The organism is Microbacterium sp. SORGH_AS_0862 (assembly GCF_030818795.1).
Lineage (GTDB): Bacteria > Actinomycetota > Actinomycetes > Actinomycetales > Microbacteriaceae > Microbacterium.
The window spans coordinates 2,103,371-2,117,053 of record NZ_JAUTAY010000001.1 but is presented as its reverse complement, the minus strand read 5'-3'; the positions used below and the strand labels follow the sequence as shown (position 1 = coordinate 2,117,053).

Below are 13,683 nucleotides of genomic sequence, written 5' to 3'. Positions count from 1 at the left end.
CTTGAACTGAGAATCGAGGATGCCGGACTCATGAGCGACGCTTCTGACGGGCAGAAGACCGCGGTCATTGTCGAAGACGATCCCGACGTTCGCCACCTCCTCGCCGAGGTCCTCGAAGCGGCGGGCTTCTCCACCGTATCGGTCGGAAACGGCATCGACGGCGTGCGGGCCGTGCTCGCCTACCAGCCGCTCATCACGACGCTCGATGTCAACATGCCCGGCATCGACGGATTCGAGGCCGCCCGCCGCATCCGCGAGAAGTCGAACACCTTCATCATCATGCTGACCGGCCTCGCCGATGAGGCCGACGTCGTTCTGGGACTCGGCGCCGGTGCCGACGAGTACATCGTCAAGCCCTTCCGGCCTCGGGAGTTCCGCGCGCGCGTCGAAGCACTGCTTCGCCGCCCCCGGCCTGAGCCCGCCGGCCAGACCCGGCGGCAAGAGAGCGTCGGACCGTCCTTCCCCGGCGCGCGCCCGCAGACGCAGTCGATCCCCGTGCAGCCCGAGGGCAGACAACCCATCGCGCCCGCCCCTGTCGAGGAGACGGCGTACCCTCCCGAGGCCGCCATGCCGGCCGACCGGATGACGTACGCGCCTCAGCCGCCCGCCGTGCCTGCGCAGCCGATCCCCGCTCCGGCAGCGGGAGCCGAGGTGGCGCCTCACGCCCAGGGCGCTCTCGTCCCGGGCGGAGGTTTCTGGGTGACCCATCGCGACCTCCAGCTGAACCCCGAGACGCGCATCGTGCTCATCAACGGACAGCAGGTCGAGTTGACGCGTACCGAATTCGATCTGCTGGCCACGCTTCTCGAGTCGAAGCGCCGCGTACGCAGCAAGGCCGATCTGACCCTCGTACTGCGCGGAGAGTCCTACGTCACCTCCTACTACGTGGGCGAGGCCGACAAGCGCGCCGTCGAAGCCCACATGACGAATCTCCGCCGCAAGCTGGGCGACAATCCCAGCAACCCGCGCTACATCGAGACCGTGCGCGGGGTCGGCTATCGGCTGACGACCGAGCTGCTCGCACCCTGATACTTCGGGAGACGACGAAAGGGCCCACGGGAGACCGTGGGCCCTTTCGTTCGGATGTGCGCCTCAGACCTTGTAGCCCTGGTACCGGCGCAGCAGCTTCGAGAACATGAGCAGCGTCTGCAGGACCGTCACGACGCCGACGATGGGCCAGCCGATCCAGAGGATGGAGGACTGCACGACCGGGCCGAGCATGTTCCAGATGATCGCCATCGCGACGAGCGCCGCGGCCAACAGGATGAAAGGCGTCCAGTGACCGATCGATGCACCGCCGCGTTCCGCCTTGGCCTGCATGGCCCAGTTGTCGACCTTCTTGCGCGAGAGGAAGCGGGTCCACGAGCGGAGGAAGTGGCTCAGACGGATCCACATGAAGATCTCCGCGGGGAAGACCAGCAGGGCGAAGAGGATGTCGCGCTGATTGCAGTACTTCATCGTGCGCGCGATGCGCAGGTTCAGGAGCACGGCTGTCAGCACGGGGATCAGCCACAGGGGCGAGAAGACGAAGGCGTTGATCGACAGCGATCCCGCGAGCAGCACCAGGAAGGCGACGCGGACGAAGAGGTTGGTGAGCATGCCGAAGTTCTCGAACCAGCGCAGGCGCAGGTTGGGGTGGAACGGCTGCCCCTTCGTGTCGCCGCGCTGTCCCGGCCACATGAGCTCGATCGCGCCGAAGGTCCACTTGACCTGCTGCGCGTCGTACCCCTTCAGTGTGGTCATACCGCCCACCGCTGCGCGGGCGTAGGGGCTGATCTTGGTGAGGTAACCGGCACTCTTGATCTGCAGGGAGAGCAGGGAGTCCTCGACCTCGCTGTCCTTGACCCAGGGCGTGTTCTGGTGGTTCTGCTTCATCGCGTCGCGCAGAGCGTTGGTCGAGAAGATCGAGAACTGACCGCCGAGCACCGCCATGTTGCGGCCGCGGAGAAGGTTCTGCAGGTTGAAGGCGGCGAACTGGGTGCGCTGGCCGGCGATGAGCCACTTGGCCGTCAGACCCTTGATGGGTCGATCGTCGATCGTGTAGATCGCGGAGATGCCCCCGATGCGCGAGTCGCTGACCGCTTCGGTCTCGAGGTACTCGACGGCGCGCGGTTCGGCGATCGTGTCGCCGTCCACGCCGAGCAGATAGTCGCATCCCTCGACCAGCGAGTAGCCGTAGTTGAGCGCGCCGACCTTCTTGTCGGGGTTCTTGCCGATGTCGTGCACGAAGACCTCGGTGAACTGTTCGCCGAGGTCCGTCATGATCTCGTGCGGACCGGCGTACTCCGAAGCGATCTTCGCCGTGTTGTCGGACGTGTTGTTGATGACCACGTGGATGACGTCGGGAACGCGCGTCTGGGCGAGTAGCGCCTCGATCACATCCGCGATCGACTCCTCCTCGTTGTAGGCGGGGATGACGCATCCGATCGTGGAGCGGTGCGTGGTCGAGTTCTCGAGCACCGACATGAAGTCCTGCTCGAAGTGGGACTCGAAGTCGGCGCCGGGCGTCATCACCGGGTACACCGGCTCGAGCTGCTGCGAAGGCACCTGCTGATACGCCATGCGGGGGTCCGACACAGTGATCACTTCCTGACGTTCATGGGCCGCGATGCGGCGGGAGATCAGCACGTTGTTTGTGCGATGAGTCCAGAATGCACGCTCTACCGCAAGATCATGGCGGGTCCGGCGAGAAGCTCAGCGCAAGATTGGCGCAAGATCAGCGCCGCAGGTCGCCGGCTCAGCCGGGGAAGATCGCGATCGGCAGGTACTGGTACACCGTCTGCTGCTGGAACGAGGCGTCCGTGTTCGCCGTGCCTTCGACGGAGATCGTCAGGGCGAACTCGAGAGTGAGACCGAACGTGTCCGCGGGCAGCTGGTGGATGCTCTGCTGGGGAACGTAGAGTCCGCCCTGGAAGCTGTTGAGCAGCAGTCCCCGGTCAGAGCGCAGGGTGTCGCTGGGAACCAGCGTGCGCGGGTCGGCGCTGAACTGGTAGGGCGACTGCATCTGGTTGGAGGTCTGCGTCGTGGTGGAGTTGATCTGCACCGACGAGATGTACACCCGACGCTTGTCCGTCAGTACCGCCTTCTCATCGACGCGGTGGTCGTAGACGTTGACCGCGAAGCCGAAGACCTTCTCGTTGTTCGCGGTCCACTCCTGCGTGCGCTTGGGGTCGACGGCCCACACGTTGAGCACGAGCTCGAGATCCTGCGCCACATCGCTGCGCAGCTCGACCGAGCCGTCGTACGTGAACTGGGAATTGAACGCCATGCTCGCCGACGGCGCGGGCGACGGCACGACGGTCGTCGGCTGCACAGCGTTGTTGCTGCTCTGCAGGGAGTTGAAGCCGTCGACGATCTGCGAGCAACCGGTCAGGGCCAGGATGCTCGCGAGGGCGAGAGCTGCCCCCGCGCTGAGCCGACGCACACGGCGGTCGGCGAAGGGGATTCTCACAGGGCGCTCCTCGGAGACGTGGCCTCTCGAGGCTCACAGGATTTCGGGTCGGTGCCGATCCGTTTCCAGAAAACCCCAGGGTCGGCGCCGAAAGTATACGCGATCCGCCCCCGAGCACCATGCACGAGATCCGCGTCAGTCCTGCGTGGCTCCCGCAATGGCGATCGTCAAGGTGTCGCTGGCCGTCTGCTTGGCGTACTCGGCCGACGTGGGCGTGGTCTGCACGAGGAAGTCGTAGGTGAACTGCACCTGCACGAACGTCGCCTCCGCCGGCACGTCACCGATGTTGAAGGTCTGCGAATAGCTGTAGGGGTCGAGGACCAAGTAGCCGGGGCTCACCGACGACTGGTCGGTCTGCGGAGCGAGCGGGTCGAAGGAGCGCGAGGCGTTGCCGGGGACGGCGACCATGGTCGCCTTCTGGAGGAAGACCTTCTGTCCGTCGTTGGGGGTGACGGTGGTCACCATCGAGATGCTCACGGGCTTCAGGGCCGTGGCCGTCCAGCGATCCATCGACAGGGTCGACCAGTAGTTGATCGTCGCGCTGACCGCGCCGGCGGGCACGACGCGCTGAGTCGAGCCGCTGGACAGGTCGTTGGTCACCGGCGTCGGAACCGGAGTGCTCGAACGCGACGGCGATGTCGGGCTCGGCGTCTGCGCACCGGTGTTCCACGGTGCCGGGCCGCATCCGGTCAGCAGCGCCACGGCGAGCAGCGGAGCGACGACCGCGACGGGTCTCCGATGTCTGCGGCGCATGGCGACTCCCGGGGTGAGGTGGACTTCCCACTCTAGCGGCGCGGCATGACCGCTTAAGGTGAAGGCGTGACCAATCCCCTGCTGCCGGCTCCCGCCAGAACCGCCGGACGCATTCTCGTCTGGGCACTGCTCGCGCTCCTCGTCGTGCTCGTGGCCGCAGCAGCCTGGCTGGGGGTGCGCGGATACCTCGCATACGGCCACCTGACCGCGGCGCAGCGTACGGCCGGGGAGGTCACCCGCAACCTCGACGACACGGACGCGGCGACCGCACGATTGGCAGACATCGCCGCAGACACCGCTGCGGCGCGGTCCCTGACCTCCGATCCCGTGTGGCAGGCGGCCGAGGTCCTGCCGTGGGTCGGCGACCAGCTCTCGGCCGTCGCCACGGTCACCGCAGCCGTCGACGACGTGGCGGGCAAGGCGCTGACGCCCCTCGTGCGCGTCGCGGCGGACTTCTCCGCCGGCGCGTTGAAGCCCGTCGACGGACGCATCGACGTGAGCGGTTTCGGCGAGATGCACGACGCCGCCCAGAGCACCACCGCGCAGGTGACGCTCGCTTCCGACGCCATCGACGAGATCGATCGAACCGCCCTGCTCCCCCCGCTCGCGAAGGCCGTCGAGGACGTGTCCGGGCTGCTCGCGTCCGTCGAGACGGGATCGGATGCGGTCAGCCGCGCGACGGCGCTGATGCCGTCCGTGCTCGGCGCCGACGGTCCGCGCAACTATCTCGTCATCTTCCAGAACAACGCGGAGTGGCGTTCGCTCGGCGGCATCGTCGGCGCGATGGCGCTCGTGCACACGGAGAACGGCCAGATCTCTCTCGCGGCCCAGGCATCCGCCTCCGGCGACATCGGCAAGCTGCGTGACCCCGCGCTCGACATCGGCCCCGAGCTCACGGCGTTCATGGAGACCCGGCCCGCGCGCTACATGCAGAACGCGACCCAGGTCCCCTCCTTCCCCCTGGCGGCGCAGATCGCGCAGGCGATGTGGGAGCGGGAGTACGGCCTCAAGGTGGACGGGGTGATCTCCCTCGACCCGGTCACCCTGTCGTACATGCTGGCGGCGACCGGGCCGGTGGCGCTGCCCACGGGCGACGAGCTCACGAGCGAGAACGCGATCCCGCTGCTGCTGAACGAGGTCTACCTGCGGTACGACCCCGCGACCCAGGACGCGTTCTTCCAGGCGGCCGCCGCATCCGTCTTCACCAAACTGGCCGCGGGAGACGTGGCCCCTTCCGCTCTCGTGTCGGCCCTGGCGAAGGCAGGCGAAGAGGAGCGACTGCTCATCTGGAGCAACGCGCCCCAGGAGCAGGCGATCCTCGACGGTACGAGCCTGCAGGGCCTGCTGCCGGTGACCGACAGCCAGCGGACGAGCTTCGGCGTGTACCTCAACGACGCCACCGGCTCCAAACTGGACTACTACATGAAAGTCGGCACCGGCGTGCAGTGGTGCACCACCGCGGGCGGATCGTCAGAAGCCGTGCTCGACGTCTCGCTCACCAACGACGCGCCCGCCGATGTCGCGGGATTCCCCTCCTCGATCACCGGAGGTGGCAGCTTCGGCACAGCGGCCGGACTGACGCGCACAACGGGGTATCTGTACCTTCCCGAGGGCGCCTCGGTGCTCTCCTCCGAGAACTCGAACGGCGGTGGCTTCCAGTCCGGCACCGACCAGGGACGCCCGGTCCTCGTGTGGTCCTCGCTGCTCGCTCCGGGCGAGACGGCGAGCGCCAGCATCCGCGTCCGCACCCCCTGGACTCCCGAGCTGAGCGCCCAGGTCACACCGGTGCTACCCGGCACGGACTCCGACCTCGTCGCCTCCTGCGGCTGAGCGGCCTCAGCTCACCTCGACGCGCGAACGCGACGACGCGAGCGTGGCCGTCACGAGGATCGGCAGGTGGTCGCTGAGTCCCTGCGGCAGTGTCCGGATGTGCTCGATGTCGAATCCCGTGGAGGTCGCGAAGTCGTAGTGACCGCGGAAGAAGCGATAGCGCGTATACGTTCGGGTGTCGCTGAGCGTGAGTTCGTACCCCTGGTCCCTCACCCGTTCGCCGAGACGTTCCTTGAAGACGGGGTAGTTGTAGTCGCCGACCATCAGCGCGGGAAGCTGCGGTCCGAGGTCCTGCAGCTCAGCCAATGCCGTGCGGATCTGATGGCGACGCAGCGAATTGAGCGCGGTGAGGGGCGCGGCGTGGAAGGACGCGACGATGATCTCGCGTCCCGCATCGATGTCGTGCAGGCGCACGCCCAGCATGCGCTCCTCCGCGGGCTTGAGCACCCGGTCGTGCAGCGACTTCTTGAGCGAGAGCGCACGCACCTCCTGCAACCGGAAGCTGCTCTCGCGGTAGTAGACCGCCAGGCCCAACCGGTTGCGACTCGTGGCGTCCGCCAGGCGCAGGCCACCGCTGACCTCGGGGATGTCGGTGGTGTCCGCCTCCTGGAGACAGAGCACATCGACGCCGTGCTGCTCGGCCAGATCCGCGATCTCGCCCGCAGCACGGTGTTTGCGCAGGTTGTAGGAGATGACCTTCATCAGGCCATCCACACTATGCCCGTTCCATGAACGCCAGATGCCGGTTGCACAACGCCCAGCGAATTCATTCCTGATCGCGACGCGCGCGCGTCTGCTCGGCGCGCGCCGCCATGAGCTCCGGCTCCGGATAGCCCACCTCTGTCAGGACCAGGCCGCGCGCAGCGAGGACCGCGAACTCACTCGTCCGCGTCGCCTGCTCGCGCAGGCGCACGACATCCTCGACCGCGAGGCGTCCCTGGCCGACGGCGACACAGGCTCCCACGAGCGCGCGCACCATCGAGTGGCAGAACGCGTCGGCCTTCACGTTCGCCACGATGGCTCCCTCGTCGTCGCGACGCCAATCGAACTCGAGGAGCGTGCGGATGGTCGTCGCCTCATCGCGCGGCTTGCAGTAGGCGGCGAAGTCGTGCAGCCCCCGCAGCGACCGCGCGGCCTCGTCCATCGCGGCGACATCCAGCGCGGCGCGAACGGTCGTGGTGAACTCCCGTCGCAGCGGATCGTAGCCGGTGACATCGTCGGCGATCCGGTAGGCGTACCGGCGCCAGACCGCCGAGAATCGCGCATCGAAGCCGTCGGGAGCGAGCGTCGTTCGGTGCACGGTCACGTCCGAGTAGGAGCTCAGGACGCCCCGGACCCGTCGCGCCAGGGCCGCGACGGGGTCGGACTCCGACCGGCGCGAGGCCGCCAGCCTCGCCTGCTGCGCGTCATCGAGGTCGAGGTGGGCGACCTGGCCGCTCGCGTGCACGCCCGCATCCGTGCGGCCGGCGACCGTCAGCTGCGGTGTGCCGGCGACGATCCGCGCGAGGGCCTCCTCGAGCGTGCCCTGAACGGTGCGCAGGCCCGGCTGCCGGGCCCAGCCGCGGAAGTGCGTGCCGTCATAGGCGATGTCGAGTCGGATCCGCACCGCACAAGCCTACGCGGGCACTCGGCGGAGTCGCCCATGCACGGATCGTAGAATGGCCGGGCCTCCCCTCCGGATCCTCCCCCATGATCGCTGACACCCCTCTTGACCCGCGCGCCCGCTACGCCGGTCTCGACGGCCTGCGTGCCGTCGCTGTGACGCTCGTCGTGGTGTACCACCTTTTTCCCGGCTGGTGGATGCGGGGCGGCTTCATCGGCGTCGACGTCTTCTTCGTGATCAGCGGATTCCTCATCACCTCGCTGCTGCTCCGCGAGCATGATGAGACCGGCCGCGTCGCGCTCGGCGCCTTCTGGCGCCGGCGGGCCCGACGGCTGCTGCCGGCCCTCCTGCTCGTCCTGACGGTGTGCGCGAGCGCGGCATGGCTGGTCGGCGGCGACGTGCTGGCCGGGCTCGGGCGACAGCTCGCGGGCGCGCTCGTGTTCGGATACAACTGGACGGCCGTCGCCGACGGCGCCGACTACTTCGGTTCCGGGGGCGGCGAACTGTTCCGCAACCTCTGGTCCCTCGCCGTCGAGGAGCAGTTCTACCTCGTGTGGCCGCCGCTCCTGCTCGCGCTCCTCCTGCTGCCGCGCGCCTGGATGCGCGTCGGCGCGGTGCTCTTTGCGGCGGCCGCATCCGCGGTGTGGATGGCGGCGATCGTCGCTTCCGGTTCCGCCGACCCGCTCACCCTGGGAGCACGCGTCACGCGCGCCTACTTCGGCACCGACAGCCACGCGTTCGGCCTCCTTATCGGAGTCGCCGTCGCGGTCACGTGGCGCGCGGCCGCGCGCGTCGAGCACGACTGGATGCGGCGCCGCGTCGTACGAGGAGGCGTATCCGCGCTCGGCACCTCCGCTCTTGCGGGCCTCGTCCTGCTCGCGACGGTCGGTCAGAGCCAGAGCACCGCGACCTTCCCGGGCGCACTCGTCGCAGCGAGCGCACTCTCCGCGATCGTGATCGTGGCGGGGGCCTGGCCGAGGTCGCTGCTGGGGCGCGCGCTGGATACGACGCCTCTGCGGTGGATCGGCGAACGCTCGTACGGCCTGTACCTCTGGCATTGGCCGGTGCTGGTGCTGATGGTCGCTGCCTGGCAGGGCACGAGCGTCGACCGCCCCTTCCCGCCGACCATCGGCGCAGCTGCGCTGGTCGCGACAGTGATCCTGTCCGCACTGTCATACCGGTTTCTCGAGATCCCGGTGCGCCGACGCGGAGTGCGTCCGGTCGTCGGCGATCTCCGACGGGCGCTCGCGTCGGGCTCGCGCCCTCGAGCGCGGGCCGTCGGTGCGGCGGCGGCCGGCCTCCTGCTCGTCGCCGGCGCGGCCGTCGCTGTGGTCTCGGCTCCGGCGGTCTCCAGCGGCGAGGCCGTGGTCGCCGCCGGCATGGACGCGCTGCAGGATCAACCCGCCCCGACGATCGCGGACGGGGATCCTGACGACGACGCCGTCACGGGCGATGACGTCACCGCCGTCGGCGACTCCGTGATGCTCGCCTCCGCCCCCAGCCTGCTCGCTGCACTACCCGGGGCGGACGTGGACGCCGTCGTGTCTCGTCAGATGTCCGCGGCTCCCGAGATCCTGCGCTCCCTCGCGGACTCCGGCAGACTGCGCGATTTCGTGGTCCTCGGCCTCGGCACCAACGGGTCGATCTCGCAGCGCACCCTCGATCAGGTGCTCGAGGTCATCGGCCCCGACCGTCAGCTCGTGCTCGTCACCGCGTCCGCGCCGCGCTCCTGGATCGCCGGCGTGAACGCCGATATCGCCGCGTTCGCCCGCACGCACCGAGGGGTGCAGATCGCCGACTGGCAGTCGGCGATCGCGCCGCACCTCGATCTGCTCGCGGGCGACGAGGTGCACCCCGGGGATGCGGGGGGCAGGATCTATGCCGACACCGTCGTCGCCGCTCTCGCCGACGCGCAACGCGCCAAGGCCCGGTTCTCCGCGTTCTCCGCACAGCGCGCCTTCGAGCAGGAGCTGCGTCGGTCCCAGCTGTTCCAGGCACCCGGCTCACCCGACGCGGGCTGAGGGCGCTGCCGGACACCCCTACTCCGGTCACCCCGCCGTGAACGGCGCGAACCCCGCGGGATCCGAAGATCACGCGGGGTTCGCGGTGCAAAGGGGCCGGGACAGGTCCCGGCGGGTCCGATTACTCGGACTTCTTCTCCTCCGACTCGGCCGGAGCCTCGTCAGCGGCGGCCTCGGACGCCTCGGGGGCCTCCTCTACGACAGTCTCCTCGGCCGGAGCCTCTTCGACAACCGTCTCCTCGGCGGGGGCTTCCTCGACGGGAGCCTTCTCCGCCTTGGGGGCCTTCTTGGCGGGGGCAGCCTTCTTCTTGGTGACGGGCTCGAGCACGAGCTCGATCACGGCCATGGGAGCGTTGTCGCCCTTGCGGTTGCCGATCTTCGTGATGCGGGTGTAGCCGCCCTCACGCTCGGCCACCAGGGGCGCGATCTCGGTGAACAGGACGTGCACGACTTCCTTGTCACCGATGACCGAGAGCACGCGACGGCGCGCGTGCAGGTCGCCGCGCTTGCCGAACGTGATGAGACGCTCGGCGAGCGGACGCAGGCGCTTGGCCTTGGTCTCGGTCGTCGTGATCGACTTGTGCGTGAACAGTGCCGCGGCAAGGTTCGCCAGCAGAAGACGCTCGTGTGCGGGGCCGCCTCCGAGGCGGGGTCCCTTCGTGGGCTTGGGCATTCTCAGTTACTCCAGGATTTCGCGGGTGAGCCGGATCAGGCGTTGTCTTCTTCGTATCCGCCGTAGAAGTGGGCGCCGTCGAAACCGGGCACCGAGTCCTTCAGCGACAGACCGAGCGAGACGAGCTTGTCGCGCACCTCGTCGACCGACTTCTGACCGAAGTTGCGGATGTTCATGAGCTGGGTCTCCGAGAGGGCGACCAGCTCGGACACCGTGTTGATGCCCTCGCGCTTCAGGCAGTTGTACGAGCGCACCGAGAGGTCGAGGTCCTCGATGGGCATCGACAGCTCGTTGGAGAGGACGGTCTCGACCGGCGCGGGGCCGATCTCGATGCCCTCGGCCTCGACGTTCAGCTCGCGAGCGAGGCCGAACAGCTCGGTCAGGGTGCGACCGGCCGACGCGACGGCGTCGCGCGGGGCGATCGAGGGCTTGGTCTCGACGTCCAGCACGAGCTTGTCGAAGTCGGTGCGCTCACCGGCACGGGTGGCCTCGACGCGGTAGCTGACCTTGAGGACCGGAGAGTAGATCGAGTCGATCGGGATCTGCCCCGCCTCGGCGTACTCGTTGCGGTTCTGCGTGGCCGACACGTAGCCGCGGCCGCGCTCGATCGTCAGCTCGAGCTCGAAACGAGCGGTGTCGTTGAGCGTCGCGATGACCAGCTCGGGGTTGTGCACCTCGACGCCGGCCGGAGCCGAGATGTCGGCGGCGGTCACTTCGCCCGCACCCGTCTTGCGCAGGTAGGCCGTGATGGGCTCGTCGCGCTCGCTCGAGACGACCAGCTGCTTGATGTTCAGGATGATCTCGGTGACATCCTCCTTCACACCGGGGACGGTGCTGAACTCGTGCAGCACGCCGTCGATGCGGATGCTGGTGACAGCAGCACCGGGAATGGACGAGAGGAGGCTGCGACGCAGCGCGTTGCCGATGGTGTAACCGAAGCCGGGCTCGAGCGGCTCGATGACGAAGCGGCTGCGGAACTCCCCGATCTTCTCCTCGGTCAGAGTGGGACGCTGTGCGATGAGCACGATGTGTTCCTTTCGGCTAAGTGCCCGCTATATGACACTTGCGTGGATGAGGTGTTGAGTTTTTCTCGCGGATGCCGGGGCGCACCGTCGGGCGGCGCGCCCCGGCATCCAGAAGCTGTGAGACGTCAGACGCGGCGACGCTTGGGCGGGCGGCAGCCGTTGTGCGCCTGCGGCGTGACGTCCTGGATCGACCCCACCTCGAGGCCGGCAGCGGTCAGCGAACGGATCGCGGTCTCGCGGCCCGAACCCGGACCCTTCACGAAGACGTCGACCTTCTTGACGCCGTGCTCGGCGGCCTGACGGGCGGCCGACTCGGCGGCCATGCCGGCCGCGTACGGGGTCGACTTGCGCGAGCCCTTGAAGCCCACGCCACCCGAGGACGCCCAGCTGATGACGGCGCCGGACGGGTCGGTGATCGAGACGATCGTGTTGTTGAACGTCGACTTGATGTGGGCGTGACCCACGGCGATGTTCTTCTTCTCCTTGCGGCGGGGCTTGCGCGCCGCGGACTTGGCCTGTGCCATGTGCGTGTTCTCCTAAACCCTGGGGGCCGCGCCTTAGCGCGCCTTCTTCTTGCCGGCGACGGTGCGCTTGGGACCCTTGCGCGTGCGGGCGTTGGTCTTCGTGCGCTGACCGCGCACGGGCAGGCCGCGGCGGTGACGCAGGCCCTCGTAGGAGCCGATCTCGACCTTGCGGCGGATGTCGGCAGCGACCTCGCGACGAAGATCACCTTCGACCTTGTAGGTGCCTTCGATGTAGTCACGGAGCGCGACGAGCTGGTCGTCGGTCAGATCCTTGACGCGGATGCTCTCGTCGATCGAAGTCGCCTTCAGGATCTCGACGGAGCGGGTACGGCCGATGCCGTAGATGTACGTGAGTGCGATCACCACGCGCTTGTCGCGCGGGATGTCGACGCCGGCAAGACGTGCCATGCGGCTCTCCTAGGAGTGAGTGGAGGTGTGGAGCAGGATCGGTGCCCGGGCCTCCGCCCGAGGTGTCCCCCTTGCGGGTTCTGATCCTGCCTGTTGTTCGTTGTTCAGTTGTGGGAGCGGATGCGGCCGCCAGCCGCATCCGCCGACTGCTCGTCAGCCCTGGCGCTGCTTGTGGCGCGGGTTCGACTTGCAGATGACCATGACGCGTCCGTGACGACGGATCACCTTGCAGTGATCGCAGATCGGCTTGACGCTGGGGTTGACCTTCATGATGCTTCCTGTTCGCTGTCTTCGTGCTCCGAAGCGGAGCCGTTACTTCTCGACCGGATCAGCGGTAGCGATAGACGATGCGGCCGCGCGTGAGGTCGTAGGGCGAGAGCTCCACGACGACGCGGTCCTCGGGGATGATGCGGATGTAGTTCTGCCGCATCTTGCCGGAGATCGTGGCGAGCACCTTGTGCCCGTTGCTCAACTCGACGCGGAACATCGCGTTGGGCAGAGCCTCGGAGATCACGCCCTCGATCTCGATGACACCGTCTTTTTTAGCCATAGCCTCGCTACCCTCGTGCAGACCGGTCGATCTGCGGTGGATGGGATTCGGTGCCGGAAACGCCTCGACGGCGACACGCCAACGAAGGCGCAAAGCACCAAAGATCAACTATAGGTGATAGAGCCGCATCGCGCCACTTGAGCGGCGGCCCGATCGCTCCATCCCGCTCAGGAGATCCTGCTGAGGATGTCGGTCTGCGGGTTGTACGTGATCTGCACGAGATCGCCGTTGACGCGGAGCGTCGGCGTTCCGGTCGCACCCTCCGGCAGTGACCGCGACTTCGCGAACTTGATGTACGCGTTCGAGGTGATCGCGCTCTCGAGGTCGGAGGTGACGTTCACACCCGCTCCGCGCGCGAGCTCCACCAGCTGCTCGTCGGTCAGACCGGTCGAGTTCTCGGCGGGCTGGTTCGCGTACAGCGCCTGCAGGAAGGCGTAGGCGTTGTCGGGGTCCGCGGCGGCGACCGCGTACATGGCGCTGGCGGCACGGCTGGAGTACTCGGTGCCCTGCGAGAGACGGTCGAGGATCGCGACGGGGTACACGTTCAGGGTGATGTCGCCCGACGAGACCAGGCCCTGGATGGTCTCACCCTCGGTCTGCTCGAACTGGTTGCAGTAGGGGCACATGAAGTCGATGTACGTGTCGACGGTGTGCTCGCCCGTGCCGAAGGAGATCGCTCCCGTGGAGGAGTCGATGTTGGAGGCCTCGGGGGCCTTGCCGGGGTCCGCGGCCACGTTGTTGAAGACGACCACGAGACCGCCGACCACCACGATGGCGACGACAGCGACGACGCTGATCCAAATCGCGAACCAGTTTGTCTTGCCCTTTGCCGCTGCCATGACGCT

15 protein-coding genes are annotated in these 13,683 nt (G+C 67.8%); 3 read left to right on the top strand and 12 right to left on the bottom strand.

Translation table 11 applies throughout. The features are described 5' to 3' along the window. Positions 1-30 precede the first annotated feature (30 nt). Complete coding sequence (locus QE377_RS10275) at positions 31-1,029, top strand: response regulator transcription factor (protein WP_307322640.1); 999 nt, start codon at positions 31-33, stop codon at positions 1,027-1,029. Between the two features lie 63 nt (positions 1,030-1,092). On the opposite strand, the gene QE377_RS10270 is transcribed toward QE377_RS10275, so the two are convergent. The 3 genes from QE377_RS10270 to QE377_RS10260 all read right to left on the bottom strand — a co-directional run bounded on the left by QE377_RS10270 (position 1,093) and on the right by QE377_RS10260 (position 4,204). Further along, a complete protein-coding gene (locus QE377_RS10270) occupies positions 1,093-2,511 on the bottom strand; it encodes a glycosyltransferase (protein ID WP_307325946.1) in 1,419 nt (472 codons plus the stop codon). A gap of 226 nt (positions 2,512-2,737) precedes the next feature. Continuing rightward, a complete protein-coding gene (locus tag QE377_RS10265; protein ID WP_307322637.1) occupies positions 2,738-3,451 on the bottom strand; it encodes a fructose 1,6-bisphosphatase in 714 nt (237 codons plus the stop codon). Between the two features lie 135 nt (positions 3,452-3,586). After that, positions 3,587-4,204 carry a hypothetical protein gene (locus QE377_RS10260; RefSeq protein ID WP_307322634.1) on the bottom strand — a complete coding sequence of 206 codons (618 nt, stop codon included), beginning with the start codon at positions 4,202-4,204 and terminating at the stop codon, positions 3,587-3,589. A 66-nt stretch (positions 4,205-4,270) separates the two neighbouring features. Between QE377_RS10260 and QE377_RS10255 the strand changes: the two genes are divergently transcribed. Continuing rightward, on the top strand, positions 4,271-6,034 hold the full coding sequence (locus tag QE377_RS10255; protein ID WP_307322631.1) for a DUF4012 domain-containing protein: 1,764 nt from the start codon (positions 4,271-4,273) through the stop codon (positions 6,032-6,034). A gap of 6 nt (positions 6,035-6,040) precedes the next feature. Here QE377_RS10255 and QE377_RS10250 read toward each other — a convergent pair whose 3' ends face one another. Together QE377_RS10250 and truA are read right to left on the bottom strand one after the other, a co-directional pair. Beyond that, positions 6,041-6,736 carry an endonuclease/exonuclease/phosphatase family protein gene (locus QE377_RS10250; RefSeq protein WP_307322628.1) on the bottom strand — a complete coding sequence of 232 codons (696 nt, stop codon included), beginning with the start codon at positions 6,734-6,736 and terminating at the stop codon, positions 6,041-6,043. Positions 6,737-6,800: 64 nt separating this feature from the next. Next, positions 6,801-7,640, bottom strand: a complete 840-nt coding sequence (gene truA / locus QE377_RS10245) for a tRNA pseudouridine(38-40) synthase TruA (protein WP_307322626.1) — start codon at positions 7,638-7,640, stop codon at positions 6,801-6,803. Positions 7,641-7,723: 83 nt separating this feature from the next. Between truA and QE377_RS10240 the strand changes: the two genes are divergently transcribed. Then, entirely contained in the window at positions 7,724-9,658 is a 1,935-nt protein-coding gene (locus QE377_RS10240) for an acyltransferase family protein (RefSeq protein ID WP_307322624.1), read from the top strand. 121 nt (positions 9,659-9,779) lie between these two features. On the opposite strand, the gene rplQ is transcribed toward QE377_RS10240, so the two are convergent. The 7 genes from rplQ to QE377_RS10205 all read right to left on the bottom strand — a co-directional run bounded on the left by rplQ (position 9,780) and on the right by QE377_RS10205 (position 13,677). Next, positions 9,780-10,331: a 50S ribosomal protein L17 gene (gene rplQ, locus QE377_RS10235; RefSeq protein WP_307322621.1), complete on the bottom strand. Its 552-nt coding sequence runs from the start codon at positions 10,329-10,331 to the stop codon at positions 9,780-9,782. 35 nt (positions 10,332-10,366) lie between these two features. Further along, complete coding sequence (locus QE377_RS10230) at positions 10,367-11,356, bottom strand: DNA-directed RNA polymerase subunit alpha (protein ID WP_307322618.1); 990 nt, start codon at positions 11,354-11,356, stop codon at positions 10,367-10,369. 125 nt (positions 11,357-11,481) lie between these two features. Then, a complete protein-coding gene (gene rpsK, locus QE377_RS10225; protein ID WP_039395885.1) occupies positions 11,482-11,880 on the bottom strand; it encodes a 30S ribosomal protein S11 in 399 nt (132 codons plus the stop codon). 33 nt (positions 11,881-11,913) lie between these two features. Further along, positions 11,914-12,288 carry a 30S ribosomal protein S13 gene (gene rpsM, locus QE377_RS10220; RefSeq protein WP_137418031.1) on the bottom strand — a complete coding sequence of 125 codons (375 nt, stop codon included), beginning with the start codon at positions 12,286-12,288 and terminating at the stop codon, positions 11,914-11,916. A gap of 153 nt (positions 12,289-12,441) precedes the next feature. After that, a complete protein-coding gene (gene rpmJ / locus QE377_RS10215; protein ID WP_005050492.1) occupies positions 12,442-12,558 on the bottom strand; it encodes a 50S ribosomal protein L36 in 117 nt (38 codons plus the stop codon). A gap of 58 nt (positions 12,559-12,616) precedes the next feature. Next, entirely contained in the window at positions 12,617-12,838 is a 222-nt protein-coding gene (infA, locus tag QE377_RS10210) for a translation initiation factor IF-1 (RefSeq protein ID WP_017201569.1), read from the bottom strand. 167 nt (positions 12,839-13,005) lie between these two features. Then, entirely contained in the window at positions 13,006-13,677 is a 672-nt protein-coding gene (locus tag QE377_RS10205; protein WP_307322613.1) for a DsbA family protein, read from the bottom strand. Between the last annotated feature and the right edge of the window lie 6 nt (positions 13,678-13,683).